The organism is Burkholderia sp. Bp9031 (assembly GCF_003857965.1).
GTDB lineage: Bacteria > Pseudomonadota > Gammaproteobacteria > Burkholderiales > Burkholderiaceae > Burkholderia > Burkholderia ambifaria_A.
In genome coordinates this window covers 44,249-70,098 of the sequence record NZ_QTPW01000037.1, presented here as the reverse complement: position 1 = coordinate 70,098, position 25,850 = coordinate 44,249, and the positions used below count along the sequence as shown (strand labels likewise).

The window sequence follows — 25,850 nt, the reverse complement described above, 5'->3', positions numbered from 1 at the left end:
AGATCTCGTAGACGCCGTCGATGCACGAGCGCGCGTAGGCCATCAGCTGGTCACGCCGGCCGCTGCGGATCGCGTCGACGAAGAAGCTCAGGTCGCCGCCGACGTTGAACAGCTCGGGGACGAGCGAGCCCGTCACCCAGAAGTCGAACGGCAGGCCCGAGTCGCGTGCGACGCGCGCGAGATGGATGATGTCGGTGACGAGTTGCTGGTTGAAGCACGGCCGCGGCTCCGATCGCAGCATCATCCACATGATGTTGCGGCCTTCTTCGTAGAACGCGGTCAGCTGCGTGAGTTCCCCTGCTTCGTAAAACGGACGGCACGCCGGATGAGATTGGAGTTGCATGGTATGTCCTCGTGAGATGTGGTTTTTCAAAGACCGTCGCGACCGGCGTCGTGGAAACCCGCCCCCGCACGGCGCCGGCCGCGAGGCACCGCCATTGTTGCGCGCACACTAATGTCGAAATGCGGGGAACAACGCACGATCGGGCGCGAGCGCATCGCGTCCGGCGCGAACCGTGCGAACCATGCGAATGACGCGCTCGAGGTGATCGCTCGCCGGGAGAACGGCGGGAGAGCGGCGAGGGGAGCAGGCCCGGGATCGGGCAGTGGCAGCCGGAGTAGCGGGCGCGGTGCGTGCGGCCGGTGTGACGATGCGGCGCCGATCGACGCGGCCAGCCGGCGGCACGGGCGGGCACGGCGGGCACAGGTGCACTGCCCCCGGCGCGGTGCAGCGTGCTGGTCGCTTACGCGCTGAAAGCGACGCCGCGCCGTCGGTCGCGTCTCATGGAATGTGCGGACTGGTGCCGCGGCGGGGCAGATGGTGCTGTTGCCGATGAACGTCGGCTAGCCGAGCGGCGAACGAAGCGGCTGCCTCCCGTTGGCGTTGTCGCAAGACAAGTCGCCCCATTCCGGGGGCGTACGCTTGAATACATCACAACGTGATATAAAATAAGAGCAGGCCCTCGTGTCATCCGGCCTCTACGCCGCAAACGAACCCGGCCGCGCGATGCGCGCATCGTGCCGGGCGAACGTCCGGTTCAGAAGAACGGGGCGGCGACCGGGCGCAGCAGGATGGCCGCAGGCCTCGCCGCGGCCGGCGGCGGCTGGCGCCGCACGGTCCCGCGGCGACGACAAGGGGGAAAGGACGATGATGGTTACGTTTCGGTCATCCGCCGCACCGGACATCGTGATGTTGCGCGATCTGGCGCAGTACCTGCTGGGGCTCGTCGGCAAGGGGCTCGACGTGCGCGGGGTGATTTCCACCGACGAATTGCCGGGCGCGATCGCGCGGCTCGAGCAGGCGATCAGGGATGACGTGGTGCGGGAAAACGCGCACGAGCGTTCGACGCAGGCGCTGCGCACCGAACTGTCGCCGCATGCGGGCGGGCTCGCGCAACGCGCGTGGCCGCTGCTGGACATGATGCGTGCGGCCCACGAACAGGGCCGGCACGTGATGTGGGGTGTGTAGGCGCGCGACGCGCCGGCTGCCCGAAGACTGAACCTCCGCTGCAAGGCCGACGGTCTGGCGTCGCACGACGCCGTGCCGCCGGCCGATTTTTTTGTGCGGCGCGATTACGGGTGACGGTGCGTATGCGAGCGTGACGAGCGCCGCGACGAGCGGTGCAGCAGCCGGTCGCGCGTGCGGTCGCGGCTGCGTTGAGCCGCGAAGAACAGCACCGCGAATACGAGAACCGCGAGCAGTACGAGGGTCTGGACGATACCGTTTTCCATGTCGCCTCCGGCAGGTTGGGGGACGAGGTGCGCGGTGGCCGGGCGTCAGCTAGCCGGCTTGACGGTGCCGGCCACCTTCGTATCGATGAAGCGCTTGGCCAGGGCGATCGAGACCTTGATCGCGTCCGCGTCGTTGCGGAACACGTGGTGCTTCGGGTCGAGCAGGTGCGCCTCGTGGCGGCCGCTGGCATCGCACCAGTACACGACCGCGAGCGGCTGGTACAGCGCGCCGAGTTCGAGACCCTCGCCGGCCACCGGGTCGACCCAGGCGCCCGCGTGGATCTCATATTGACGATAGGTCACGCAGCGCGATGGTTCCATGATGATTTCCTTCGGGGTGCCGTTCGTTTCGACCCCGCGCCGCACGCCGGGCCGCGTTCACGTCAGCAGCGGCATCGCTTCGATCAGCGCGATCCCGAGCAGCGCGCCGATTGCGGCGCCGATCAGCTTCGGATGCCACCGCTCGAGATGCAGCGCGGTGAGCAGCGCACCGATCAGGATCACGCCCAGCAGCGCGAACGCGATCACGAGATATCCGATTTCGAAATCGTTGTTGATCAGCATGATGTCTCCTTCCCCATGTCGGCGCGTCGAATTCACCGGATCGTCATTCGTTTCGGTGACATCGCACGCACGCCTTACCTGTCTGAATTATATGTCACAACGTGATATAAAAAGCGATCGCACGCGGCGTAGTTCGTGAAAGTGCGACAGCCCGCCGGCGTGGCGCGTGCGGCGTGTCGTCGTCCGTCTGGCGCGTGACGGCACGGCCGGCCGCGTCGCGGCTTGACGCTCGCGGGCACGTCACCCACACTGGGCTGAACGACGGCGCGCGGCACGCGCGGATGCGCGCCCGTCGCGTCCGGACATGAACACGAACGCGCAGAGAGCTACGACGTGGTGCGTTTTCCGTTCCGATCGACCGGTAGCCTGCCGGGATGTGCCGCTGCGCTCGCGGTGGCCGTCGCCGCTGCCGCGCTCGCGCGTCCCGCGTGCGCCGACCCGGGCGACGAAGCGCCGGTCACGCTCGTCAGCGATGTCCACGTATTCGTGATCCAGCACGACGGCGCGCTGGACGAGGAGGACGATTCGACACTGCGCGCGAACGATGCAAACGGGATCGACGCGATCGCGCAGCGCTACGTATGGTTCGACAAGAACCTGGAGAAGGTCGACCTGGTCGCGGCCGAGACGATCGATCGCGACGGCGTCGCGCATCCGGTCGGGCCCGACGGCATCCGCGACGTCCAGGAGCCGCGTTCGGCCGGCGCGCCGACCTTCCAGGACGGGCTGCTGCGCACCGTCGTGTTTCCCGGCGTCGAGGCCGGATCGAGCACGCGCATCGCGTTCCGCAAGTCGCGCACGAGGCCCGTCAACGCCGGCTACTTCGGCTACTACGTCGAACCGTCGCGCGAGCCGGTGGAGAACCAGCGGCTGATCTTCGACGTGCCGGCCGACATGCCGCTGCATGCGGACGCGCGCGGCTACGTCGCGCTGCCGCCGGTAACGGCGAACGGCCGCACGCGCTACGAGTTCGCCTACCGGCACGGCCCGTACGACCGGATCGAGAGCGGCTCGGTCGGCTATCCGACCTACGGCGACCGGTTGGTGGTATCCACGCTGCCCGACTATGCGGCGTTCGCCGCGCGCTACCGCAACGCGGCCGTCGATACGAGCGCGAACGATCCGGCCGTCGTCCAGCTGGCGCGCGCGCTCACCGCCGACGCCGCCGATCCGCACGACAAGGCGCGCATCCTGTACGACTGGGTGCAGGCGAACGTGCGTTACGTCGCGCTCTTTCTCGGCGAGACGGCCGCTGCGCCGCATCGCGTGACGGACATCCTGCGCAACCGCTATGGCGACTGCAAGGACCACGTCGCGCTGTTCGGCGCGTTGCTCGCGGCGGTCGGCATCCGCAGCGAACCGGTGCTGATCAATCTCGGCTCCGTGTACACGCTGCCGTCCGTGCCCGGCTATGGCGGCGGTGCGATCAATCACGCGATCACGTGGCTGCCCGATCTCGGCCTCTACGCGGACACCACGACGGGCGGCATCGCATTCGGCTACCTGCCGCCGATCGTGATGGACCGGCCGGCGCTGCTCGTCGACACCGGCGTGGTGTCGCGCACGCCGGCCACGCAGCCGAAGCGCCGTACCGCGCGCGTGGAGATCGATGCGGCGCAGCCGGGCGCTGCGCGGTTTCACGCGCTCGTCGAGGACGATGGCTGGACCGCGGAGCTCGAACGCACGCTGTTTCGCCGCGCGCCGCCCGAGCGCATCCGGCAACTCGCGAACGAACGCCTGCGGCTGAGCGGGCTGCGGGGCCGCGCACAGATCTCCACCAGCGATCGCCGCGCGACGGACGGGCCGTTCGACGTGACGTATGCGGGCACGCTCGATCACTTCGTGTGGCCGGACGGCACGACCGCCGTGCCCGCGCTGTCGAGCGTCACGGGCGGCATCGCGACGCAGGTCGAGGGCTGGCTCGCCGAACCGGTGCGCACACAGCCGTGGGCGTGTCTTGGCGGCACGTTCGACGAGACCGGCCAGATCGCGTTGCCGGCGGGTGTCATGGTGACCGACCTGCCGACCGATACGGCCGTGCACGACCGCTTCGTCGACTTCACGTCGCATTACGTATTCGATGCGGCCGCGCACGTCGTGCAGGTCACGCGCCGGATGACGGCAGCGTTCGGCCGGCAGGTCTGCACGCCGGACGAGTTTACGGCGTTGCGCACCTCGCTCGAACGCATCGAACGCGACACGCAGGCGCAGATCGTCGTGCGGGCAACGCAACGTTGAACGTCGGGCGCGGCGCATGCGGCGCCCGGCACGATCGGACGCGCGGCCGGACCCGGCCGACGCGTGGGAGAGGAACATGACGAAGCGGGAATGCGAGATCGCCGACCTGTCGAAGGAATTGCTGGGCCGGATCGTGCAGGGCGCGATGATGAACGGCGCGCCGGTGGATGCGCAGCAGTGCGCAGCGCTGGCGGTGCAGTGCGCGACGGCGCTGGTCGATCGGCTCGACGCACGCGGCGACTAAGCGGAATCATTACGGGCGGCGACCGACCGGGCGAAAACGGAGCGGTTCTACAGGTGCTCGCTTCGCTCCGCGTAACGCGTAACGCGTGATGCGTTACACGTCGGCGTGCGCGTCGCCTTCCGCGCGCACCGCCCCTGGCGGCCGCCCGACCACGCGCTTGAACGCGCGGCTGAACGCGGCGAGCGACCCGTAGCCAAGCCGGTACGCGACCGCTTCGATCGTCTCGCGGTCGCGTGCGATCCACTGCGCGGCGAGCCGCATCCGCAACTCGGTCAGGTAGCGCACCGGCGTCATCCCGGTGGCCGCGAGAAAGCGTTCCGCGAACACCGAGCGCGACACGCCGGCTTCGGCGGCCAGTTCCGCAACGCTCCAGTTGCGCCCCGGATCGCGATGCAGCGCGACGATCGCGCGGCCGAGCTTCGGTTCGCGCAGTGCCTGCACCCAGCCCGTCGCGTCGCCGCACCCGCACTCGACCCAGCCGCGCACGATGAATGCGGCGACCACGTCCGCGAGCCGCGCGAGGATGCCCGCGAAGCCCGCGCGTTCGGAGCATGATTCGCGCTCCATCGCGTCGAGCATCGGACGGATTTCCGGGTAGCGCGCGAGCAGCGTGCCGACGTGCATGAACTCCGGCATCGTCCCGACGAGCGGCTGCATGCCGCCGAGATCGAGCTCCATGCATGCGCTGAAGATCAGCGCGTCGCCGGCAGCCGGCTCCGTCGCGGCGCACGATGTCGCACCCACCGACGCAACCGTGTCGCAGATCTTCGCGACCTCGAACCCGCCGATCTCGCGGCACGGCGCATCCGGATCCGACACCAGCGCATGCGTGCGGCCGTGCGGCAGCAGGATCGCGTCGCCGGCCTCGAGCTGCACCGTCGTGCCGGCCGCGTCGCGCAGCAGCACGGGCCCGCGCCCGACGAAATGGAACTGCGCGCGGCCCGGCGCGTGCCCGAAGCTCAGCCCGAACGGCCGCGGTACCTGGATCCGGCGGTACTGCACGCCGCTCAGGCGCATGCCGAGCAGCAGTTCGCTGACGAGGTCGTGCACGTCGGACACGGGAGGAAGCAGAGGCTCGGACATATCGAGATTCGGACGATCGATCAACAAGAGCGGATTGTATGTCATAGACCGTCCTGTCGCCGTTCCTTACGATACGTCGTCATCGGTATTTTCCCTATACGACTCGGAACCGCGCATGAATCCCGGAATCTCCTCCGCCGCCACCACGGCGGCTCCCCGCGAACCGGCCTGGGGCGCCGTTTTCGCGATGACGCTCGGCGTGTTCGGCCTCGTCACCGCCGAATTCCTGCCCGCGAGCCTGCTCACGCCGATGGCCGACAGCCTCGGCGTGACCGAAGGCGTGGCCGGCCAGACCGTCACGGCCACCGCGACGGTCGCGCTCGTCACGAGCCTCCTGATCTCGGCGCTGACGCGCACGATCGACCGGCGCCGCGTGCTGCTCGCGTTCTCGGTGCTGCTCGTCGCGTCGAATCTCGCGGTCGCGTTCGCGCCCAACCTGGCGACGCTGCTGATCGGGCGTGTCGTGCTCGGCGTCGCGCTCGGCGGTTTCTGGACGATGGCGACGGCCACCGCGATGCGGCTCGTGCCGACCGCGATGGTGCCGCGCGCGCTGTCGATCATCTTCAGCGGCGTGGCGGTCGCGACGATCGCGTCCGCGCCGATGGGCAGCTACTTCGGGCACCTGATCGGCTGGCGCAACGTGTTCCTGATCGCGGCCGGCCTCGGCGGCGTCGCGTTCGCGTCGCAGGTCATGACGCTGCCGTCGATGCCGCCGAGCGGCACGACGCGGCTGCGCACGCTCGTCGACGTGCTGCGCCGGCCGACCGTCGGCCTCGGGATGTTCGCGACGATCCTCGTGTTCACCGGGCATTTCGCGTTCTTCACGTATCTGCGGCCGTTCCTCGAACAGGTTGCCGGCGTCGGCGTGAACGGGCTGTCGGCGATCCTGCTCGGCTACGGGATCGCGAACTTCGTCGGCACGTCGCTCGCGGGCCGCGTGCTCGAACACCGGCTGCGGCCGATGCTGATCGGGATGCCGGCGCTGATGGTCGTGCTCGGCATCGCGCTCGTCGCGCTCGGCCGCGCGCCGATGATCGACGCGGTGCTCGTCGCGTTGTGGGGGATGGCGTTCGGCGGCGTGCCGGTGGCGTGGTCGACGTGGGTCACGCGCACCGTGCCCGATGAAGCCGAGAGCGCGGGCGGGCTGATCGTCGCGGCGATCCAGCTCGCGATCGCGACGGGCGCGGCGGCAGGCGGCATCGTGTTCGACGCGAACGGCGCGGGCGGCGTGTTCCTGGGCGCGGCCGCGGTGCTGGCCGTCGCGGTCGCGACGATCGTGACCGGCGTGCCGAAGCGGGTCGGCGTCGCGACGGTGCTGGCCGAGTGACGGATCGCGGCGAGCCGGCGCGCGATCGCGCATCGGCTTGCTGCTCAGTGCGTCGGCGCGTGCGCGTCGAGCAACTGCCGGTGACGCGTTTCGGTGGCGTCGTCCGCGGGAAACATGCACTCCATGCGCAGTTCCTGTGCGGCGGCGCTGTACGGCGCACCGACGGTCGTGATCAGCGAGAAATAACGCAGCACGACGCCTTCGTGGACGAAGCCGACCGGAATGACGGGCATCGACGGTGCGGCGGCCGGTGCCTGCGGCGTTTTCCAGTCATGCGGGGCATCCGGACTGGCGAGCAGTTCGTCGAGCAGCCGCTGCGTGTCGTCGTCGACCACGCGGCCGACCGATTCGCGATACACGCGCTGCAGGAGGCTGCGCGACACGCTGTCCCAGTCGGCCACGAACGGCTGCATGCCGGACGGATCGAACATCAGGCGCAGCAGGTTGCGCGGGCCTTCGCGTGCGGCCATGTCGATGAAGCAGCCAAAAAAACGCGGCGCCGCATCGTTGGTCATCAGCACGTTCCAGTGCCGGTCCATGACGATCGCAGGGAACGGATCGTGCTGGCGAACGACCCGTTCGAGCGCGCGGGTCACGCCATTCATCTCCTGCGCATCCCACGGCGCTTCCGAATACACGGGCGCGTACCCGGCGGCGAGCAGCAACGCGTTGCGCTCGCGCAGCGGCACGTCGAGCGTCTGCGCGAGGGTCAGCAGCGTGTCGCGGCCGGGCACGCTGCGCCCGCTTTCGATGAAGCTGATCTGGCGCTGCGAGATGCCGGCGTCGAGCGACAGGCCGAGCTGGCTCACGCCGCGCAGATCGCGCCAGTAGCGCAACAGCCGGCCCAGTTCATGCGGCGGCGCCTTCGGATCGTTGCCGCTGGCATTCATCGCGTTGTCCTGATCGTTTGGTGACCGATGCCGACGACTATATCGAACTCACGCCGCGCCCGCATGCCACGCGAACGCGTCGAACGGCGCTTCGAGTGCGGGTCGCGTCACGCTGCCGACGTAGTTGGTGATCGTCGATGCGGCGACCACCGCGATCACCTCGAGCAACTGTTCGTCGCTGAACCCGGCATCGAGGAAGCGCCGCCGGTCGGCATCCGCGATGTGGCCGCGGGTCTCGATCAGCGTGCGAGCCAGTGTCGACAGCGCGGCCAGTTGCGCATCATCGGGCAGGCCGCCGCGGCGGAGCGCATCGACGTCGGCAGCGCGCACGCCCTGTTTCAATGCGAGCGCGGTGTGGAATGCGACCGGCCATTCGCTGGCGTTCGTGACCGCGTTGGTGAGCAGCAGCGTCTGGATCTGCGGCTCGGTGAGGCTGCTTGCGTGCACGCGCTCGAACAGGCCGATGAAGCCGTTGATCAGCACTGGCGACGCAGCCATGGCCGCCGCGATGTTCGGGATCGTGCCGAAGGTTTTCCGGAGCTGCTCGAGGACGGGCTTCGACTCGGCAGGGGCCGAGTCGATCGTATGAAGCGGATAGCGGGACACGACGCCTCCTGGGCGATGAGCGCCGCCGGAATGGCGGCGCGACACCCGAAGCGTAGGGACGGCCGCGCCGCGCGCCAATTACATCGGATGTAATTGTCCGCTATCCGTCCCGGGCAGTGGCTAGCCGCCTTGCTTCACCACTGCCGCGAGCGCCTTCATCGCCTGCAGGTAGGGGTACGGCCCGTGACTGATGCGTGCCACGCCGTATTGCGCGAGTTCGGCGAGCGTCGGCGTTTCGGCGATGCGCATGATGTTCACCGGCAGCGGCGACGCGGCCGTCAGCGCGCGAATCAGCGCGGGCGCGCGCAGGCCCGGCACGAACAGGCCGTCGGCGCCCGCCGCCGCGTAAGCGCGTGCGCGGGTCAGTACGTCGTCCAGAAGCCGCTCGTCGTGCGTATCGGCCGCGGCCTTGAAGAACACGTCGGTGCGCGCGTTGATGAAGTAGCCGATATCCGCGCGATCGGCCGCCTGCCGGGCCGCCGCGACACGCGCAGCCGCATCGTCGACGGTGCGCAGCTCGCCCGTCGCCGGAAAACTGTCCTCGAGGTTGCAGCCGATCGCGCCGGCCTCGATGCTGCGCGCGATCGTGTCGGCGATCTCCGCCGGCCGCTCGCCGTATCCGCTTTCGAGATCGACGGTGACGGGCAGGTCGGTTGCCTGCGCGATCCGCGCGAGCACTTCCATCACGAGCGCTTTCGGCATCTGCTCGCCGTCGACGAAACCGTTGGCGGCCGCGACCGACCAGCTGCCGGTTGCCAGCGCGACGCCGCCCGCGTCGGCCACCGTGCGCGCGCTGCCGGCGTCCCACACGTTGAACAGCGCGAGCGGCTGGCCCGCGCGGTGAAGCGAACGGAAATACGCGGCTTTCTCCTTGCTATTGCGGCTCATGCTCATCCCTCCGTGTGAAATTCGAATCGATAGTCGTACCGAACGATACGCCGACCGTGTCGAGCGCCGCGAGGAAATCGCGCGCGTCGAACAGTTCGCCGAGGCTGCGCACGCCGCCCGACGTCAGTGTCCTGCCGCTCAGCAGGCGGACCGTCGCCTCGACGATGATCGGTGCGCTGACTGCATAGATGTCGCGTCCCGATGCGGTCGCGCGATGCGTGATGCCGTTCTGCACAACGACGGCGTCCAGCGCGAATTGCTGCGCCGAGCGGCCGAGCGCGTCGACCGGTTGCGGCGGCGGCGTGCCGGCATCGCGCACGTCGCGCAGCGCGAGCGTCGCGAGCCAGGACTCGATCGTATCGATGCGCAGATGACGCGCGAGTGTCATGACTTCCGAGAACGGCAGCAGCGTCACGTCGACGTCGCCGAGCGGCGACGGGAACGGCCACCGGCGTTCGCGCGCCGTCGATGGCACAGCGGCGGGCTTGCCGTCCTTCTGAATCAGCCGGATCGCGCGATTGCGCTCGCCGGTCACGCGCGTGCCGCGCGTCGGATGCCAGCTGTCGAGGCCGGTCGCGACGTCGACGCGCTCGATCGGCTGGCGCGGGTCGACGACGGCCGTGACGAGCAGGTCGGCCAGGCCGCCGTAGAACGCGGCGGCCGGCACGAGCGTCACGCCGGCGGCGCGTGCGCTGGCGTCGCGCCGGTCGGCCAGCGCCTGGACCGACGGCTGCTCGGCCGTCAGGTCGAGATACGGGATGCCGGCCCGCAACGCCGCATCGGCGAGCGGTAGCGCGGTATCGAGGTACGGGCCCGCGCAGTTGATCACCGCGTGCGCGCCGTGCAATGCTGCATCGAGCGCGGCCGGATCGTCGACCGCTGCGACGCGCGATGGCGTCGCGTCGTTGCCGCCTTGCGCGAGCCGCGCGGCATCGCGCCCGACGCGGATCGCGCCGAGCTCGCGCCGTTCCAGTTCGGCGACGACAAACCGCCCGGTGTGACCCGTGGCGCCATACACCGCAACCGTCATTTGACCGTCCATGATCCACTCCGATACAGAACGGTCTGTTTTATAGTACAGACCTGTAGCGTCGTCAACCTTCGAGTGCTATCATCGGATCCACTTTTGCGGGACGGGCGGCCCTCGGCGGCCGGGCTTGGATGAAAAAGGGAACGGACACGAACGGGGGCGCGCCCGATACGCGCGAGCGCATTCTGCAGACGGCCAGCGCGCTGTTCTATCGGGAAGGGACGCGTGCGGTCGGCGTGGACCTGATCGTCGCGCAGGCGGGCGTCGCGAAGACGAGCCTGTACCGGCACTTCGCGACGAAGGACGACCTGATCGAGGCGTTCCTGCTGCGCGAGGATGCGGATTTCTGGGCGCACTGGGACGCGGTGGCCGCGCAGTACCGACGCACGCCGCGCGAGGAACTGGATGCGCAGCTGCAGTGGATCGGCGAGCGCATCGAGCGCCCCGGTTATCGCGGCTGTCCGCAAATCAACATCGCAGCCGAGTACGCGGACGGCAGTCATCCGGCGCGCCAGGTCGCCGTCGCGCACAAGCAGGAATTGCGGCGCCGGCTGACGGAGCTGGCAAGCGCGATGGGGATCGACGAACCGCAGACCTACGCATTGCGGCTCGCGACCGTCATCGACGGTGCGCTCAGCAGCGGGCAGGCGCTGCACGCGCACGGCCCCGTGCGTTTCCTGCAGGAGTTCGCGCAACTGCTGATGCCGAAGAAGGGCAGGAAGTGAATCGCACGGCACGCCGCTTCAGCCGCGCGTAGCCGGATCCTCCGACAGCGCGCGCAACTGGCCGCGCAATACATCGACTTCCCCTGCCGCGAACGGCCGTTCGATCTCGGCATGCGTCTGCTGCCAAAGCGGAAACGCTTCGGCGAGCAGCTGCTCACCAGCCGGCGTGAGTTTGAGCAGGCGGCTGCGCTTGTCGTCCGGATCCTGCGTGATGGTGACCAGCCCGCGCCGCTCGAGCGGTTTCAATGCAGCGGTCAGCGTCGTGCGGTCCATCGCGAGCAGCGACGCGACCGATTTCATCGTGGCCGGCTGGGGCCGGTTCAACGACATCAATAGCGAAAACTGGCCGTTGGTGAGATCCAGCGGGCGCAGCACATCGTCGAAGATGCGCGCGAGATTGCGCGCCGCGCGCTGCATGTGCAGGCACAGGCAGCAATCGCGCACCATCAGCGTCGTTTCGAAAGGGAGCTTTTCTTTGCGTGCCATGTTGCAATTGTGTTGATATCAACCTATCGTGTCAAGGGCGAGGAGCGGCAGCCCGCCGTTCCCGCCATCGGACGGAGGAAGCATGAGTGCGCAACAGCAGTTGTATCTCGCGGTATTCCTCGGCAGCAAGGAGAGCGCGGGCATGAAGGCATGGATGGCGCTACCGGAGGAGGAGCGGCGCACGCGGGAACGGGAAGGGATCGCCGCGTGGCATGCGTGGGTCGACCGGCATCGCGACGCGATCGTCGAACTCGGCGGGCCGCTCGGCAAGACCAAGACCATCGGCAAGGGCGGCGTCACGGACACCGCCAATGCGATGAGCGGCTTTACCGTCGTGCGCGCCGCATCGCACGACGCGGCGGCCGCGCTGTTCGAAGGCCACCCGCATTTCACGCTGTTCCCGGGTGACGCGATCGACGTGATGCCGGTGCTCGCGGTGCCCGGCATGTGAATGGCGACAGGCGCTGCGCGCGGTCGTCGAGGCCGATGGGCCATCGCCTGCGCGCGGAGATCTTCCCCGACATTTTCAACGGAGACATTGCGATGAAGCTTTACGGATTTGCCGGTACGCGCTCGCAACGCGCGCTCTGGGGGCTCAAGGAACTGGATGCGGATTTCGAGTTCGTGTCGGTCAACCTGCTGGCGGGCGAGCACAAGCGGCCCGAATTTCTGCAGATCAATCCGGCGGGCAAGGTGCCCGTGCTGGTGGACGGCGATCTCGTGATTCCGGAGTCGGCCGCGATCGTGTTGTATCTCGCGGACAAGTATCCGGAGAAGGCGCTGCTGCCCACCGATCCGGCGCTGCGGGCGCAGGCGTATCGGTGGGTGATGTTCGCGGTGACGGAGCTCGAGCAGCCGCTGTGGCGCATTACGCGGCATACGTTCATCTATCCGCCGGAGAAGCGGCTGCCGGCCGATATCGAACTCGCGCGCGAGGATTTCAAGGCGATGGCCGCGATCCTCGACAAGCATCTCGAGGGGCGTGAATTCATCGTCGGCGACACGCTGACGGTGGCCGATTGCGTGACGGCTTACCTGATCGACTGGGCAAGCGAGTGCCATCTGATCGAACCGTTCCCGCAACTGCAGTCGTATCTCGAGCGGCTTTATGCGCGGCCGAAGGCGCCGCAACGGATCGCGGAGGCGAGGAAGGCAGCGTGAAGACGGCGGTCGGTTATGCCGACGGGCGTGATCGGCTTCGCTTGCGTGATTTCACGGGCCTGCGGTTACACCCCCTCGACGGGGCCGCCGAGCGCGCGACACAGCATCGACAGGTCGCGAACGGTCAGATGCGGGGACGGAGCACGATGCGCGGCGTGCTCCGCTTCCCGACCTTCGCCGCGCACGACCCAGGCCGCCTGAAGCCCCGCGTTCAACGCGCCGACGATATCGAGCTGAAAATCGTCGCCGACGTGCAGCAGTTCGGCCGCGGGCACGCCGAGCGTCGCGGCGGCCGTGTGGAAGATCGCCGGCTCGGGTTTCGCGAACCCGCACGCACGCGCGCTGAGCGTTTCGCGGAAGAACTCGCCGCCGCCCGTCAGCCGAAGGTCAGCATTGCCGTTCGTCACCGCGATCAGCGGAAAGCGCGCGCTCAACCACGCGAGCGCCGGCAATGCGTCGTCGAAGAATTCGACCTGGTTCCGCGCGGAATAGAACACGTCATACGCGTGATCGGTCAGCGCGATGTCTTCGTTCGCGCGTTCCAGCGCGAGTCGGATCGAGCCGATGCGCAACGCACGATAGTCGCCGACGAGGTCCGGCCGCGCGCGTTCGTATTCGTCGCGCAACTGGCTCAGTGTCTGCGACGCAGGCAGCACGCTCGCGGTATTGGGCGCGTGCGTGATGAGCCACGCATGCAATGACGCCTCGGCCCGTTCGACGGACGGTCCGAACGGCCACAGCGTGTCGTCGAGATCGAACGAGATGGCGGAAACGTGGGGCAGGTGCATGGCGACGGAAGATACCACGCAGTTGCCGTTCACCACGGCCACGGGACGGAGCGTCCCGCGCCGTTTTCGACGGCCTGCCGATACAGCAAGCGCGCAACGGTCAGGTCCTGGAGCGCGAGTCCGGTCATGTCGAATACCGTGATTTCGTTCGGGGCGCGATTAACCGATGCAACTCCCGCAAGGATGTCGCCGATTTCAGTGTGCGGCAAATCCGGCGCCCACTGACACTCGCCGATGCCGCGCGCCTGCTCGTGATCGTCGACGAAAACGCGTGCACGTTCCAATACGCCTTCCGGAAGTTCGCGCTTGCCTGCGGTATCCGCGCCCACGCAGGTCAGATGGGTGCCCGGCTGAACCGCATCCGCATCGAACAGCGGGCCGCCGCCCGGTGTCGCGGTGATGACCACGTCGCTGCCGGCCACCGCATCGTTCCGGCCCCGTGCGACGCGGATGTCGCAGCGTTCGCGGAATGCCGATTCGAACAGCGAGTCCGATTTGCCGCTGACGTTCACGTACTGCACCGTGCACCGCTGCGGCAGCAGCCTGATCGCGTAGTCGAGCTGGACGCACGCCTGCACGCCGGTGCCGAATACGCAGATGCGCGTGCTGTCGCGGCGGGCGAGCGCCTGCAGCCCGATGCCGCCTGCTGCACCGGTTCGGGCCGTGGTGATCGCGTTGCCGTCCATGATGCAGAGTGGGCGGCCCGTGGCCGGATCGAACAGCGCGATCGTCGCCTGATGCGGTTCGCCGCCGCGGCTCCGATTGCCGGGCCAGAACCCGGCCGCCTTGAAACCGAGCAGATCCTGGCGCGCGACGTCGCCCGACTTGATGCCGAATACACCGCCGGTATGCAGCTTCTCGCGTACGACCGGGAACACGCGCCCGGCGCGTTGGCTGTGCAGCACGAAGGCTTCGCGGACCGCCGCCATCACGTGGTCGGCCTGAAGGGCGGGTTCCACGACATCCCGGTCGAGAAGGAGGAGTTGGGCGTCTGACGGCATGGTGGGCGAGCCTGTGAAGGTGCAATGCGAATCGCGATATTTATAGTTTGTACAAATGTAGACAAACTGTCAATTTTCTTCAAATGAGGGAGCGATGGCCGATTTCGCCGGGCATCGGATCGCCGCACCGGCTACCGTGCGCGTGACCCTCACCACCCGTAGAAGCGCGGCCAGGTCTGTACCGTGCCATCGCCGCTCAGCGCGTGATATTCCGGATGTTGCGCACCGGTCGCGCACGCGTGGTTCGGCAGGATCCGCAAACGGGTACCGATCGGAAACCGCTGCGCGATGCCCGTGTCGGGCGTATCGATGCGAGACACGATGCCGTGCTCCTGATTGGCCGCGCTCATCACGTATTCGCCGAGCACGTCGCCGTCTTCGGTACACACTTGCCCGTAGCCGAAATCCCGCGCCTGCCGCTGTGTGCCACGATCGCGGCTCATCGCCATCCAGCCTGCATCGACGATGGCCCAGCCTTTTTCTTCCTGGTGTCCGATGACGGTGGTCAGCACCGACAGCGCGATGTCGGACAGCGCGCATACGCCGATGTTGTGCATCACGAGGTCGAACAGCACGTAGACGCCTGCGCGAACTTCCGTCACCCCGTCGAGGTTCTCGGCGGTCAGCGCGGTCGGCGTCGAGCCGATGCTCACGACCGGGCACGGCAAGCCGGCCGCCCTGAGGCGCTCGGCGGCGCGCACGGTGCGGCTGCGCTCCTGTTCGGCGATCGCGACCCGTGCGTCACGCGTGTCGCATTCATAGCTGGAGCCGGCATGAGCGAGCACGCCGCCGAGCGTCATCCCGCCGTCGACCAGCGCGCGGCCGACGTCGATCAGCAGGCCGTCGTCGGGCCGAATCCCCGAACGGTGGCCGTCGACGTCGACCTCGATCCACACGTTGAAGCGCTCGCCGTGCGCGCGCCCGAATTCGGCGATGGCGTTCGCGGTCTGCAGGCTGTCGGCGACGATCTTCAGGTCGCAGCCCTGCCGGCGCAGCGCGCGTGCCTGGCCGAGCCTCGCGGGAATCATCCCGACCGCGTAGACGATGTCGCGCACGCCGCCCGCGAAGAACTGTTCGGCTTCCTTGAGTGTCGATACCGTGATGCCCTGCGCGCCGGCCGCGATCTGCGCGTCGACGACGTGCCGGCACTTGGTGGTCTTCACGTGCGGCCGGAACCTGACGCCCAGCGCGTCGAGATGCACCTGCATGCGCGCGATGTTCTCGCGCATGCGATCGACGTCGATCAATGCGGCGGGGGTGTTGACGGGTGGGATGCCCATGATGCGTTGCCTCGGTGGGTTGCCGACAGCGAACACTGTAGGGTGTTTGGCAAGCGGCGTGTTTAACGCATGCCAAATCGATCATTAAGCGATATTTAATCCAGGAAAGCCGCTCATGCCTTGCCGCGCCATGGCGGCGGATCGAGAAATTGCTTCGCGGCATCGAGAAAAACCCGTTGCCGCGCGGAGCGGCCGGTGCGCGACGGCAGCAGCGCGGTCACCGGCGCGGGCGGCAGATGCCAGTCGGGCAGCAGCCTGACCAGCTTGCCGTTCGCCAGCAGCGGCGCGACGTCCCATTCCGAGCGCTCCACGATGCCGAGCCCGGCCAGTGCCCAGTCGGTGATGACAGTGCCGTCGTTCGACGAAAGCGCGCCCGTTACGCGAATCACCGCGGATCGCCTGGGTTCGCCCTTGTTGTGGCCGGTTTGCGAGAAGTGCCAGCGCGGGATGTCCTCGTCGTTCTCGCGCAGGCACAGGCAGTCATACCGGGCCAGGTCCGACGGATGATTCAGTTCGCCGATGCGACGCGCGTAACCGGGGCTCGCGCACAGGAAGCGCTCGTTGGGGGCGAGCGGATAGCCGATCCACGACGACGACTTCAGGCTGCCGACGTGCACGACCACGTCGGCGCCCGACGCGCTGCTCAACGGGCTTTCCGACAGGTGCAGCGAGATCTCGAGCTTCCGATGCGCGCGTTGCACGTCACGCACGATCCGCGCGACGTACTTGCGTCCGAAGCCGAACGGCGCGACGACGCGCAGCGTGCCCTGCACGTCGCCGTGATCGCCGGAGAGGTTGACCGGCAGCGCCTCGACGCGCTCGAGAATCTCGACGGCTTCCTGATACAGCCGCTGACCTTCGTCGGTCAATGCGATCCCTTTCGGCTGTCGCACGGCAAGGCGGACGTCCAGCCGCGCCTCCATCCGCTGCAGGCGGATCGTGACCGCGGGCGGGGTGAGGTCGAGCAGTCGAGCGGCGGATGCCAATGAGCGCGATGCGCCGATCGCGCGCACGAGGCGAAGGTCTTCGAGGTCGAGCATTTCGTGTCTCTTAATGCTGGCGTTGCCGAGCATTAAACATTACATCGCTGGGTGAATCCAACGATGCGACCATGGATATCGACAAGCGCGCGCGTGGATCGACGTGAGCGAGGCCTCGAGGAAGGGGCGATGCCGCGTCACGCAGCACGCGGCTTCACCTGCCTCACGCCGCGAGTCCGAAAATCAGCGAACGATGCGCGCCCACGGCGGCCGCGACGCCCGACGCCCGACGCCCGACGCCCGACGCCCGACGCGAACGTCGCATTCGTCATCAGGCTCGACGCATCGCCGGCCGCGAACACGCCGGAAACGCTCGTCTGCTTCCATGTATCGACGCGAATCGCCATGCCGAGCGGCCCTTCGTCGAACGCGCAGCCGAGCTGTTGCGCGAGATCGCTCGCCATTTCCGTACGCGCGCCGACGAACAGCGCATCGATCGGCACGACCTGCCCGTCGGCGAGCCGCAGCGCTTCGATACGCGGTGCATCACCGAGGATGTCGACGACCGGCGACCGCTCGATACGCACGCCACGTGTGCGGAGCAGCGCCGCTTCCGCTTCGAACAGACGGTCAATGCGCATCTGTCGGCCACGCTGAAAGAGGCGGAAGCGGTGCTGCTCGCGCGTTTCGGCGAGGTCACGCTGGGCATGCTGTCGCGCGATTTCGAAGCGAAGGCGGCGCGCCGCCGCAAGCCGCGCTGACGCGCCGCAACATCGCGGCCGATCGCAGATAGCCGGTAGTCCGACGTAATCCGGCGCGGCGCGAAATCGTGCGCCATCGTGTTCTGTCCCCCAACTTCTGCCCGGTTTGCCCGTCACAGGGCAAAATACGGGTTTTCCGCACCCGAGAGGGTGCGTCCGAATCACGCGCCGGGCGGCGGCAGTGCGCAATCGCACGCCGTTGCAGGGCGCCCAGGTAAGATGCTCGCCGCGTCGCGAGCCCACAGGAGTCCAGACCCCATGCCCGAATCCAACCTGTCCTTCTTCGGCCGGCTATCGCTGGCCGTCGGCACGTTCTTCTCCGTGCTCGGCAACCGCGAGTTCGCGGCCGGCGTGCTGCGCGTGCGCGACGGCGCCCCGGCCCCGGTTGCGCCGGCGCCCGCCGCAGCGCCGGCTCCGGCACCCGCGCCCGTGAAGGCCCCCGAGCTGCGCGAAGCCAGCCCGCAAGCCGCGCTGCAACTGCTCGGCCTGCTGCAGCGCGATGCGCGCTTCATCGACTTCGTCGAGGAAGACATCGCCGGCTACGCGGACGCCGACATTGGCGCCGCCGCCCGCCTCGTGCACGACGGTTGCCGCGCCGCACTGCGCGAACACTTCACGATCGTGCCGGTGCGTGACGAAGCCGAAGGCAGCCGTGTGACGCTGCCGGCCGGTTTCGACGCGACGGCCGTGCGCGTGACGGGCAACGTGGTCGGCTCGGCACCGTTCTCGGGCACGGTCAGCCATCGCGGCTGGCGCGTGGCCGACGTGCGCCTGCCGAAGCTGACGGGCAGTCACGACGCATCGGTCGTCGCACCGGCGGAGGTGGAACTGTGAGCGATCCGCGCTATTCGATCGGTATCGACCTTGGTACCACCCACTGCGCGCTGTCGTACGTCGACAGCGCCGCGAGCGACGGCGAAACCATCACGCAGCAGGTGCTGCCGATCGCGCAGCTCACCGCGCCCGGCGCGCTGGAGTCGCGCGACCTGCTGCCGTCGTTCCTCTATCTTCCGCATGAAAGCGAACTCACGCAGGGCGACCTGACGCTGCCGTGGACGGCCTCGCGCGGCTTCGCGGTCGGCGAAATGGCACGCACGCGCGGCGCGGGCACGCCGATCCGCCTCGTGTCGAGCGCGAAAAGCTGGCTGTGCCACCCGGGCGTCGATCGCCGCGCGGCGATCCTGCCGAGCGATGCGCCGCCCGAAGTGTCGCGCGTGTCGCCGCTGGAAAGCTCGATCCGCTACCTGACGCACCTGCGCGAGGCGTGGGACCACACGCATCCCGACGCGCCGTTCGTCGACCAGGACGTGACGGTGACGATCCCCGCGTCGTTCGACCCGGCCGCGCGCGAACTGACGGCGGAAGCCGCGCGTGCCGCCGGCTACGCGCGGATGACGCTGCTCGAGGAGCCGCAGGCGGCGCTCTACAGCTGGATCCAGAAGAGCGAAGGCGGCTGGCGCAAGCAGGTGCAGGTCGGCGACCTGATCCTGTGCGTGGACGTCGGCGGCGGCACGACCGACCTGTCGCTGATCGCGGTGGTCGAGCGCGACGGCAACCTGGAACTGCATCGCGTGGCGGTCGGCGAGCACATCCTGCTCGGCGGCGACAACATGGATCTCGCGCTCGCGCACGTGGTCGCGCGCAAGCTCGCGCAGCAGGGCACGCAGGCCGATCCGTGGCAACTGCGCGCGCTGACCTACGCGTGCCGCGCCGCGAAGGAAACGCTGCTGTCCGACCCGACGACCGACGCGGTGCCGCTCGTCGTGCCGAGCCGCGGCTCGAAGCTGATCGGCGGGTCGATCCGCACGGAGCTCACGCGCGCGGAACTCACGCAGACGATCCTCGAAGGCTTCTTCCCGCAAGTCGACGCAGCCGCGCGCCCGGTGAGCCGCGCGCGCGTCGGCCTGACGCAACTCGGCCTGCCGTATGCGCAGGACGCGGGCATCACGCGCCATCTTGCCGCGTTCCTCGGCCGTCAGGTCGCAGCACTCGATGCGCTCGAAGGCGTGCAGCGCACGCTGCCGCAGGGCGCGACGTTCCTGCATCCGACCGCCGTGCTGTTCAACGGCGGCGTGTTCAAGTCGACGCTGCTCACGCAGCGCGTGCTCGATACGCTCAACAGCTGGCTCGCAGCCGAAGGCGCGCCGGCCGCGCGCCTGCTCGAAGGCGCGGACCTCGATCTCGCGGTCGCGCGTGGCGCGGCGTACTACGGCTACGTGAAGCGCGGCCGTGGCGTGCGCATTCGCGGCGGCACGGCGCGTGCGTACTACGTCGCGATCGAGTCGGCGATGCCCGCGGTGCCGGGACTGGAGCCGCCGGTGCAGGCGTTGTGCGTCGCGCCGTTCGGGATGGAGGAAGGCTCGGATGCGGCGCTGCCGCCGCAGGAGTTCGGGCTCGTCGTTGGCGAACCGGTGCAGTTCCGCTTCTTCGGGTCGTCGGTGCGCCGCCAGGACCAGGTCGGCACGCTGCTCGACTACTGGTCGCCGGAAGAGCTGCAGGAACTCGAGGAAATCCAGGCCACGCTGCCCGCCGAAGGGCGCACGGTCGGCGAGATCGTGCCGGTGAAGCTGCATGCGCGCGTGACCGAAGCCGGCACGCTCGAACTCGAGGCGATCCCGAGTGGCACGAACGAGCGCTGGAAGGTCGAGTTCGACGTGCGCGGCGCCGCCTGAGCGCGATGAAGCGCTATACGGTCGGCATCGACCTCGGCACGAGCAACACGGTCGTCGCATACGTCGAGGCCGGCTCCGACGCGATCCGCGTGTTCGACGTCGAGCAACTGGTCGGCCCCGGCGCGGTGGCCGCGCAGCCGCTGCTGCCGTCGGTGCGCTATCACCCGGCGGCGGGCGAACTCGCGGCGGAGGCGCTGCGGCTGCCGTGGCAGATGTCCGGCGCGCGCGACGCGGCCGCCCGTTCGGGCGGCGGCCGTGCTGGCGGCCCGGGTGATCGTGACGATGGAAACGGCAGCGCCGGCGCGCTGCCGCCGGTGATCGGCCGCTATGCGCGCACGCTCGGCGCACAGGTGCCGGGCCGGCTCGTCACCAGCGCGAAGAGCTGGCTGTCGCACGCGTCGGTCGACCGGCTCGCGGCGATCCTGCCGTGGGGCGCGGCCGAAGGCGTCGACAAGGTGTCGCCGGTCGACGCGAGCGCGAGCTATCTCGCGCACGTGCGCGCCGCGTGGGATGCGCACTTTCCCGATGCGCCGCTCGCGAAGCAGGACGTCATCCTGACGGTGCCTGCGTCGTTCGACGACGGCGCGCGCGCGTTGACGGTCGAGGCCGCCAGGCGCGCGAAACTGCCGGCGCTGCGGTTGCTGGAAGAGCCGCAGGCCGCGTTCTACGACTGGTTGTACGGCCAGCGCGCGACGTTGCGCGACACGTTCGCCGCACCGCGCCGCGTGCTGATCTGCGACGTCGGCGGCGGCACGACCGATCTCACGCTGGTCGACGTCGCGCCCGGCGACGACGGCGAACCGGCCTTCACGCGCGTTGGCGTCGGCAATCACCTGATGCTCGGCGGCGACAACATGGACCTCGCGCTCGCGCGCCTGGTCGAGACACGGCTGACCGAGCCCGGCACGCGGCTGTCCGCCGCGAGCCTGTCGCAGCTCGTCGAACGCTGCCGTACCGCGAAGGAGCGGCTGCTCGGCGACGACGCGCCGGCGTCCGTCACCGTGACCCTGCTCGGCGCGGGCAGCAAGCTCGTCGGCGGCGCGCGCTCGGCCGAGCTGACGCGGCAGGAAGTCGAGCAGATCGTCGTCGACGGTTTCTTTCCGCAGGTCGAGGCCGGCGAGCTGCCGCGCCGTGCGCGGACCGCGATCGTCGAATTCGGCTTGCCGTATGCGAGCGACCCGGCCGTTACGCGCCACGTCGCCGCGTTCCTGAATCGTCATGCGCAAGGCCCGCTGCCCGACACGCTGCTGCTCAACGGTGGCGTGTTCCGCGCGGGCGCACTCGCCGGCCGTCTCGCGCAGACGCTCGGCGCATGGCGCGGCGCGCCGCTCGATGTGTTGCACAACGCGCATCCGGACGTGGCGGTCGCGCGCGGCGCGGTGGCCTATGGCCTCGCGCGGGCCGGGCATGCACCGCGCATCGGCGGCGGCTCCGCGCGCAGCTATTTCCTCGTGCTCGACGATGGTGACGGGGGCGCGGCACCGCGCGGCGTCTGCCTGCTGCCGCGCGGCACCGAGGAAGGCCGCGAGATCCGGCTCGACGAGCGCACGTTCGCGCTGCAACTCGGGCAGCCGGTGCGTTTCCACCTCGTGTCGACGGTGGCCGAGGCCGCATACCGGCCCGGCGATCTCGTCGAGCTGGAAGGCGGCGATTTCGTGCGGCTGCCGCCGATCGCGACGGTCGTCGATCGGCAGGCCGGCGGCGACGCACGCGAAACGCCGGTGAAACTCACCGCGTCGCTGACCGAGGTCGGCACGCTTGAAATGCATTGCATCGCGACCGATGATGCCGCGCGGCGCTGGCGGCTCGAGTTCCAGTTGCGCGGCGATGCGCCCACGCAGGGTGACGACGCCGCGCTCGCGCGCCATCCGCGTCTCGACCACGCGATCGAGCTGATCGACCGCTCGTTCGGCGGCAAGTCCGCGGACGTCACGCCGAAGGATACGCGACGGTTGCGCGCGCAACTTGAACAGGTGCTCGGCCCGCGCGACGAGTGGGACGTCGCGCTCGCCCGCGAACTGTTCGATGCGTTGCTCGCACGAGCGCGCAGGCGGCGGCGCTCGGCCGATCACGAACGCGCATGGCTGAACCTCGCCGGCTATTGCCTGCGTCCGGGCTTCGGTCATCCGCTCGATGCATGGCGTATCGAGCAGCTGTGGCCGCTGTTCGACGACGGGATTCAGTACGTGAACGACGCGCAGGTGTGGTCGGAGTGGTGGACGCTGTGGCGGCGCGTGGCCGGCGGTCTCGACGACGACGCGCAAACGCAGGTGCGCGACGCGATCGCATTCCTCGAACCATCCGACGACAAGCGCCGCAAGCTGCCGTTCGACCCGGCCAAGGTCGGCCCGGCCGACATGACGCGCTTGTCCGCGTCGCTCGAGCGATTGCCCGTCGAGCGCAAGGTGGAGCTGGCCGAGCGATTGATCGTGCAGTTGCAGAAGCCGGCCGAGCGCACGTTGTGCGCGTGGGCGCTCGGGCGGATCGGCGCGCGGCGGCCGTTCTACGGCAGCGCGCACAGCGTCGTGCCGGCCGAGATGGCGAATCGCTGGCTCGACGCGCTGTTCGCGCTGGACTGGAAGCAGGTCGAACCCGCTGCATTCGCGGTTGCGCAAATCGCGCGGATGACGGGCGACCGCGAACGCGATTTGCCGGACGACACGCGTGAAGCGGTGATCAAGCGTCTGTCGGCCGCGAATGCATCGGCCGCGTGGATCGACATGGTGCGCGAAGCGATTGCGTTCGACGAAGCCGATACGGCGCGCGTGTTCGGCGAAACGCTGCCGGCCGGGTTGAAGCTGCTGGGCGGTTGAGCGCTGTCGTGCGCATGCACGAATATCGTCAGTATGACGATGCATGTCGAGGTGACGCGCCGGTGTGCGTACATCGCCGGCGCGCCACCTTCCGTTCGACATCGGGATAGCGGTTGCCGGCGCCACGCATCGGCAGCCGATCGCTGTTTTCAGTGCTGAAGCGCCGGCTCGTGCTGCCGCGTGACTGACGCAACTTCCGTCACGCTGTCCGCTGCCGAGCGCCGCGCGAGATGAATCCCCGCCAACATGCAACGCACCGACCCGCCGGCCAGTTCGATCGTCGGCACGTCGAGCGGCAGCAGCCGCGCGGAGCGCTCGATCGTCGCGCGCTGGTCGCCGGTGAGACAGTCGAACGCACGCCGCGACAGCGCAAGCACGCGCCCGTCCTTGCCCGACAGTTCCAGCGTATTGCCCGCGAAATTCGCGATCTGCGCGTGATCGAGCGCGATCACCGTGCGCCCCGTTTCGGCGAGGCGTTGCGCGATCTCGTCACGGCGCCGGCGGTCGGCGATCAGGTCGAGGCCGACCATCGCGAATTCGGTGGCGACGCTCATCATCACGTTCGTGTGATAGATCGGGCGGCCGTTCGCATCGGCCGTGTCGAAGCAGATCGGCTCGAAGTTGAAGTTCGTGCAGAAGCGCTCGAGCGCGACCGGATCGGCGCGGCGCGAACGTGCGGCGTACGCGATCCGCGCGACGTGATCGAGCACCATCGCGCCGGTGCCTTCCAGGAACACGTCGTCGTATTCGAGCCCCGAGTAGTCGATCACGTCCTGCACGCGGTACTCGGCCTTCAGCATTTCGACGATGTCGGCGCGCCGCTCGCGGCGGCGGTTCGGGCTATACATCGGATACAGCGCGACGTGTCCGCCCGGATGCGTGGAGAACCAGTTGTTCGGGAACACGGAGTCGGGCGTGTCGCGCTCGCCGTGGTCGTCGAACACGTGTACGCGCACACCTGCATCGGCGAGCGTTTGCGCGGCGGCCGTGACTTCGTCGCGCGCGGCGGCCGACACCGACGACGTGTCGTTCGCGCCGCCGGCCGCCATGCGCTGGAACGCGTTGTCGGCCGCGGTCTGCGGGTTCGGCACGAAGCGGTGCGGCCGGATCATCACGACGGCGGCGGGCGCCTGGATCGATACGAGATTCATGAACGGTAGAGGCGAGAGGCGGTGAGGCGGGCGGCGCGCACGCCGCCCGACGATGACGATCAGCGCGCGAACGCAGCGACGGCTTCGGTCACGAACGCCGCGTGACCCTGCGCGATCGCGGCCGGATCGTCGATCAGCGCGAACAGGTTCTTCGGATCGACGGCCGGCGGAATCAGCGCGATCTCGACGCCCGCGTTGTGCTGCTGCGCCAGTGCGTACAGGTAGCGCAGCGCCGAGTAGTCCTCGAGCGCGAAGCCGACCGAGTCGAATACCGTGACTTCGTCCGCGCGTTCGCGGCCGGTCGTCTCACCCTGCAGCACACGCCACAGTTCGGTCACCGGGAAGTCGGCCGGCATCTGCTGGATCTCGCCCTCGATGCGCGACTGCGGCTCGAACTCGACGAACACGCGGCCCGCGGTCAGCACGCCGGCTTCGAGTTCGGTCTTGCCAGGACAATCGCCGCCGACCGCGTTCAGGTGCATGCCGGGCTCGATCATGTCGGCCGTGACGATCGTCGCGTAGGCCTTGTCGGCGGTGACGGTCGTCACGATATCGGCGCCGCGCACCGCGTCGGCGGTCGATGCGGCGCGCACGACGCGCAGGGCCGGATAGGCGGCGAGGTTCTGCACCAGCTTGTCGGTCGCGTGCGGATCGACATCGAACACGCGGATCTCTTCGATGCCGAGCAGCGTGTGGAACGCGATCGCCTGGAATTCGCTCTGCGCGCCGTTGCCGATCAGCGCCATCGTGCGCGAGTCGGGGCGGGCGAGTGCCTGCGCGGCCAGCACCGAGGTCGCGGCCGTGCGCAGCGCGGTGGTCAGCGTGAGTTCGGCGAGCAGCAGCGGGTAGCCGGTGTCGACTTCGGCGAGCGCGCCGAAGGCCATCACCGTGTGCATGCCGCGTGCGGCGTTGACGGGGTGGCCGTTCACGTACTTGAACGCGAACAGCGACGCGTTCGCGACGGGCATCAGCTCGATCACGCCGTCGCGCGAATGGCAGGCGACACGCGACGACTTGTCGAAGTCGGCCCAGTGCAGGTAATCGGCGCGCAGCGTGTCGACGAGCTCACGCAGGAACGGCGTGACGCCGGTCTTGGCGATCAGTCGGGCGGTGGCGGGAACGTCGAGGAAGCGAGTCATCGGTCTGTCTCCATTTTTTTGCCGGTACGGGTGTCCAGGCGTCCTGGTCGACCGGGGCGGGCGCTTCGGCCCGGGCCCCGGCTCCATCAAAAGCGTTGTCCGGCGTGTGCAGCCGGTCGATGGAGTCATTATTTCCGGGAGTCGAGCCAACAAAAAGACGGCAAAAGTGGCAGATTTATCGATAGACTTGGCAAATTGCTGGTCAGATATGGCAGTTTGTTCAAATTGCACTAGTCGAAATGCACACCGTCCGGCACGCTGGCGGCCGGCTCATGCTCAACAGGAAGATCCG

Annotated in this window: 25 protein-coding genes and 3 pseudogenes; 11 read left to right on the top strand and 17 right to left on the bottom strand. The window is 68.7% G+C overall.

Going from position 1 to position 25,850, the window contains the following annotated elements; genetic code table 11:
* A pseudogene (locus DIE15_RS32095) lies at positions 1–343 on the bottom strand (enoyl-CoA hydratase); the annotation flags it as partial.
* An 804-nt stretch (positions 344–1,147) separates the two neighbouring features.
* On the opposite strand from DIE15_RS32095, the gene DIE15_RS32090 reads away from it, so the two are divergent.
* Complete coding sequence (locus DIE15_RS32090) at positions 1,148–1,468, top strand: DUF1840 domain-containing protein (protein ID WP_057925887.1); 321 nt, start codon at positions 1,148–1,150, stop codon at positions 1,466–1,468.
* Positions 1,469–1,572: 104 nt separating this feature from the next.
* Here DIE15_RS32090 and DIE15_RS37245 read toward each other — a convergent pair whose 3' ends face one another.
* From DIE15_RS37245 to DIE15_RS32080, 3 genes are read right to left on the bottom strand one after another with little or no spacing between them, the layout of a single operon-like run.
* Positions 1,573–1,731: a hypothetical protein gene (locus tag DIE15_RS37245; RefSeq protein WP_175826287.1), complete on the bottom strand. Its 159-nt coding sequence runs from the start codon at positions 1,729–1,731 to the stop codon at positions 1,573–1,575.
* Between the two features lie 45 nt (positions 1,732–1,776).
* Positions 1,777–2,052, bottom strand: a complete 276-nt coding sequence (locus tag DIE15_RS32085) for a hypothetical protein (protein WP_124835366.1) — start codon at positions 2,050–2,052, stop codon at positions 1,777–1,779.
* Between the two features lie 57 nt (positions 2,053–2,109).
* Positions 2,110–2,295: a hypothetical protein gene (locus tag DIE15_RS32080; protein ID WP_057925886.1), complete on the bottom strand. Its 186-nt coding sequence runs from the start codon at positions 2,293–2,295 to the stop codon at positions 2,110–2,112.
* Between the two features lie 333 nt (positions 2,296–2,628).
* On the opposite strand from DIE15_RS32080, the gene DIE15_RS32075 reads away from it, so the two are divergent.
* Positions 2,629–4,533, top strand: coding sequence for a DUF3857 and transglutaminase domain-containing protein (locus DIE15_RS32075; protein ID WP_124835364.1), 1,905 nt, complete (start codon positions 2,629–2,631; stop codon positions 4,531–4,533).
* A 76-nt stretch (positions 4,534–4,609) separates the two neighbouring features.
* The gene (locus tag DIE15_RS37240; protein ID WP_162840552.1) at positions 4,610–4,777 is read left to right on the top strand and encodes a hypothetical protein; all 168 of its coding nucleotides are present in this window, start codon (positions 4,610–4,612) and stop codon (positions 4,775–4,777) included.
* A gap of 93 nt (positions 4,778–4,870) precedes the next feature.
* Here DIE15_RS37240 and DIE15_RS32070 read toward each other — a convergent pair whose 3' ends face one another.
* Positions 4,871–5,905 (bottom strand): AraC family transcriptional regulator, encoded by a 1,035-nt coding sequence (locus DIE15_RS32070; RefSeq protein ID WP_124835362.1) that lies wholly within the window; start codon positions 5,903–5,905, stop codon positions 4,871–4,873.
* A gap of 70 nt (positions 5,906–5,975) precedes the next feature.
* Here DIE15_RS32070 and DIE15_RS32065 point away from each other — a divergent pair, with 70 nt between their 5' ends.
* A complete protein-coding gene (locus tag DIE15_RS32065) occupies positions 5,976–7,187 on the top strand; it encodes an MFS transporter (RefSeq protein ID WP_124835361.1) in 1,212 nt (403 codons plus the stop codon).
* A 44-nt stretch (positions 7,188–7,231) separates the two neighbouring features.
* On the opposite strand, the gene DIE15_RS32060 is transcribed toward DIE15_RS32065, so the two are convergent.
* The 4 genes from DIE15_RS32060 to DIE15_RS32045 form a co-directional block, all read right to left on the bottom strand.
* Positions 7,232–8,077: a helix-turn-helix domain-containing protein gene (locus DIE15_RS32060; protein WP_124835359.1), complete on the bottom strand. Its 846-nt coding sequence runs from the start codon at positions 8,075–8,077 to the stop codon at positions 7,232–7,234.
* Positions 8,078–8,125: 48 nt separating this feature from the next.
* On the bottom strand, positions 8,126–8,683 hold the full coding sequence (locus DIE15_RS32055) for a carboxymuconolactone decarboxylase family protein (RefSeq protein ID WP_124835358.1): 558 nt from the start codon (positions 8,681–8,683) through the stop codon (positions 8,126–8,128).
* Positions 8,684–8,803: 120 nt separating this feature from the next.
* Positions 8,804–9,571 (bottom strand): isocitrate lyase/phosphoenolpyruvate mutase family protein, encoded by a 768-nt coding sequence (locus DIE15_RS32050; protein WP_124835356.1) that lies wholly within the window; start codon positions 9,569–9,571, stop codon positions 8,804–8,806.
* Entirely contained in the window at positions 9,558–10,613 is a 1,056-nt protein-coding gene (locus tag DIE15_RS32045; protein WP_124835354.1) for a trans-acting enoyl reductase family protein, read from the bottom strand. The genes DIE15_RS32050 and DIE15_RS32045 overlap by 14 nt, the downstream gene beginning before the upstream one ends.
* 119 nt (positions 10,614–10,732) lie before the next feature.
* Between DIE15_RS32045 and DIE15_RS32040 the strand changes: the two genes are divergently transcribed.
* Positions 10,733–11,326 carry a TetR/AcrR family transcriptional regulator gene (locus tag DIE15_RS32040; protein ID WP_124835352.1) on the top strand — a complete coding sequence of 198 codons (594 nt, stop codon included), beginning with the start codon at positions 10,733–10,735 and terminating at the stop codon, positions 11,324–11,326.
* Positions 11,327–11,344: 18 nt separating this feature from the next.
* On the opposite strand, the gene DIE15_RS32035 is transcribed toward DIE15_RS32040, so the two are convergent.
* Entirely contained in the window at positions 11,345–11,812 is a 468-nt protein-coding gene (locus tag DIE15_RS32035; RefSeq protein WP_057925876.1) for a MarR family winged helix-turn-helix transcriptional regulator, read from the bottom strand.
* An 82-nt stretch (positions 11,813–11,894) separates the two neighbouring features.
* On the opposite strand from DIE15_RS32035, the gene DIE15_RS32030 reads away from it, so the two are divergent.
* On the top strand, positions 11,895–12,263 hold the full coding sequence (locus DIE15_RS32030) for a hypothetical protein (RefSeq protein ID WP_124835350.1): 369 nt from the start codon (positions 11,895–11,897) through the stop codon (positions 12,261–12,263).
* A gap of 92 nt (positions 12,264–12,355) precedes the next feature.
* Positions 12,356–12,973: a glutathione S-transferase family protein gene (locus DIE15_RS32025; RefSeq protein ID WP_057925977.1), complete on the top strand. Its 618-nt coding sequence runs from the start codon at positions 12,356–12,358 to the stop codon at positions 12,971–12,973.
* A gap of 65 nt (positions 12,974–13,038) precedes the next feature.
* Here DIE15_RS32025 and DIE15_RS32020 read toward each other — a convergent pair whose 3' ends face one another.
* The 5 genes and pseudogenes from DIE15_RS32020 to DIE15_RS32000 form a co-directional block, all read right to left on the bottom strand.
* Positions 13,039–13,761: an HAD family hydrolase gene (locus DIE15_RS32020; RefSeq protein WP_124835348.1), complete on the bottom strand. Its 723-nt coding sequence runs from the start codon at positions 13,759–13,761 to the stop codon at positions 13,039–13,041.
* A gap of 29 nt (positions 13,762–13,790) precedes the next feature.
* On the bottom strand, positions 13,791–14,762 hold the full coding sequence (locus DIE15_RS32015) for an ornithine cyclodeaminase family protein (RefSeq protein ID WP_124835346.1): 972 nt from the start codon (positions 14,760–14,762) through the stop codon (positions 13,791–13,793).
* Positions 14,763–14,911: 149 nt separating this feature from the next.
* On the bottom strand, positions 14,912–16,042 hold the full coding sequence (locus DIE15_RS32010) for a DSD1 family PLP-dependent enzyme (protein WP_124835345.1): 1,131 nt from the start codon (positions 16,040–16,042) through the stop codon (positions 14,912–14,914).
* A 113-nt stretch (positions 16,043–16,155) separates the two neighbouring features.
* A complete protein-coding gene (locus DIE15_RS32005; protein WP_260428395.1) occupies positions 16,156–17,082 on the bottom strand; it encodes a LysR family transcriptional regulator in 927 nt (308 codons plus the stop codon).
* A 163-nt stretch (positions 17,083–17,245) separates the two neighbouring features.
* Positions 17,246–17,642 (bottom strand): annotated as a pseudogene (locus tag DIE15_RS32000) (FAD-dependent oxidoreductase); the annotation flags it as partial.
* Here DIE15_RS32000 and DIE15_RS37885 point away from each other — a divergent pair.
* The 4 genes and pseudogenes from DIE15_RS37885 to DIE15_RS31980 all read left to right on the top strand — a co-directional run.
* Positions 17,643–17,783, top strand: a pseudogene (locus DIE15_RS37885) (transcriptional regulator); the annotation flags it as partial.
* Between the two features lie 258 nt (positions 17,784–18,041).
* Positions 18,042–18,617: a DUF2760 domain-containing protein gene (locus DIE15_RS31990; protein ID WP_124835341.1), complete on the top strand. Its 576-nt coding sequence runs from the start codon at positions 18,042–18,044 to the stop codon at positions 18,615–18,617.
* On the top strand, positions 18,614–20,455 hold the full coding sequence (locus tag DIE15_RS31985; RefSeq protein WP_057925870.1) for an Hsp70 family protein: 1,842 nt from the start codon (positions 18,614–18,616) through the stop codon (positions 20,453–20,455). The genes DIE15_RS31990 and DIE15_RS31985 overlap by 4 nt, the downstream gene beginning before the upstream one ends.
* Before the next feature lie 5 nt (positions 20,456–20,460).
* Complete coding sequence (locus DIE15_RS31980; RefSeq protein ID WP_124835339.1) at positions 20,461–23,268, top strand: Hsp70 family protein; 2,808 nt, start codon at positions 20,461–20,463, stop codon at positions 23,266–23,268.
* A gap of 149 nt (positions 23,269–23,417) precedes the next feature.
* Here DIE15_RS31980 and ctlX read toward each other — a convergent pair whose 3' ends face one another.
* On the bottom strand, positions 23,418–24,419 hold the full coding sequence (gene ctlX, locus DIE15_RS31975; RefSeq protein ID WP_057925868.1) for a citrulline utilization hydrolase CtlX: 1,002 nt from the start codon (positions 24,417–24,419) through the stop codon (positions 23,418–23,420).
* Positions 24,420–24,478: 59 nt separating this feature from the next.
* On the bottom strand, positions 24,479–25,558 hold the full coding sequence (locus tag DIE15_RS31970) for an ornithine cyclodeaminase (RefSeq protein ID WP_124835337.1): 1,080 nt from the start codon (positions 25,556–25,558) through the stop codon (positions 24,479–24,481).
* Between the last annotated feature and the right edge of the window lie 292 nt (positions 25,559–25,850).

Bases quoted from the DNA above. Each gene is read 5' to 3' on its own strand.
- DIE15_RS31970 (WP_124835337.1), bottom strand. From the start codon at position 25,558: ATGACTCGCTTCCTCGACGTTCCCGCCACCGCCCGACTGATCGCCAAG.
- DIE15_RS32080 (WP_057925886.1), bottom strand. From the start codon at position 2,295: ATGCTGATCAACAACGATTTCGAAATCGGATATCTCGTGATCGCGTTC.
- DIE15_RS31990 (WP_124835341.1), top strand. From the start codon at position 18,042: ATGCCCGAATCCAACCTGTCCTTCTTCGGCCGGCTATCGCTGGCCGTC.
- DIE15_RS32005 (WP_260428395.1), bottom strand. From the start codon at position 17,082: ATGCTCGACCTCGAAGACCTTCGCCTCGTGCGCGCGATCGGCGCATCG.
- DIE15_RS32030 (WP_124835350.1), top strand. From the start codon at position 11,895: ATGAGTGCGCAACAGCAGTTGTATCTCGCGGTATTCCTCGGCAGCAAG.
- DIE15_RS32010 (WP_124835345.1), bottom strand. From the start codon at position 16,042: ATGGGCATCCCACCCGTCAACACCCCCGCCGCATTGATCGACGTCGAT.
- DIE15_RS32045 (WP_124835354.1), bottom strand. From the start codon at position 10,613: ATGGACGGTCAAATGACGGTTGCGGTGTATGGCGCCACGGGTCACACC.
- DIE15_RS32040 (WP_124835352.1), top strand. From the start codon at position 10,733: ATGAAAAAGGGAACGGACACGAACGGGGGCGCGCCCGATACGCGCGAG.
- DIE15_RS32060 (WP_124835359.1), bottom strand. From the start codon at position 8,077: ATGAATGCCAGCGGCAACGATCCGAAGGCGCCGCCGCATGAACTGGGC.
- DIE15_RS32085 (WP_124835366.1), bottom strand. From the start codon at position 2,052: ATGGAACCATCGCGCTGCGTGACCTATCGTCAATATGAGATCCACGCG.
- DIE15_RS32020 (WP_124835348.1), bottom strand. From the start codon at position 13,761: ATGCACCTGCCCCACGTTTCCGCCATCTCGTTCGATCTCGACGACACG.
- DIE15_RS32015 (WP_124835346.1), bottom strand. From the start codon at position 14,762: ATGCCGTCAGACGCCCAACTCCTCCTTCTCGACCGGGATGTCGTGGAA.
- DIE15_RS32025 (WP_057925977.1), top strand. From the start codon at position 12,356: ATGAAGCTTTACGGATTTGCCGGTACGCGCTCGCAACGCGCGCTCTGG.
- DIE15_RS31980 (WP_124835339.1), top strand. From the start codon at position 20,461: ATGAAGCGCTATACGGTCGGCATCGACCTCGGCACGAGCAACACGGTC.
- DIE15_RS32090 (WP_057925887.1), top strand. From the start codon at position 1,148: ATGATGGTTACGTTTCGGTCATCCGCCGCACCGGACATCGTGATGTTG.
- DIE15_RS32050 (WP_124835356.1), bottom strand. From the start codon at position 9,571: ATGAGCCGCAATAGCAAGGAGAAAGCCGCGTATTTCCGTTCGCTTCAC.
- DIE15_RS32070 (WP_124835362.1), bottom strand. From the start codon at position 5,905: ATGACATACAATCCGCTCTTGTTGATCGATCGTCCGAATCTCGATATG.
- DIE15_RS37240 (WP_162840552.1), top strand. From the start codon at position 4,610: ATGACGAAGCGGGAATGCGAGATCGCCGACCTGTCGAAGGAATTGCTG.
- DIE15_RS37245 (WP_175826287.1), bottom strand. From the start codon at position 1,731: ATGGAAAACGGTATCGTCCAGACCCTCGTACTGCTCGCGGTTCTCGTA.
- DIE15_RS32035 (WP_057925876.1), bottom strand. From the start codon at position 11,812: ATGGCACGCAAAGAAAAGCTCCCTTTCGAAACGACGCTGATGGTGCGC.
- ctlX (WP_057925868.1), bottom strand. From the start codon at position 24,419: ATGAATCTCGTATCGATCCAGGCGCCCGCCGCCGTCGTGATGATCCGG.
- DIE15_RS32065 (WP_124835361.1), top strand. From the start codon at position 5,976: ATGAATCCCGGAATCTCCTCCGCCGCCACCACGGCGGCTCCCCGCGAA.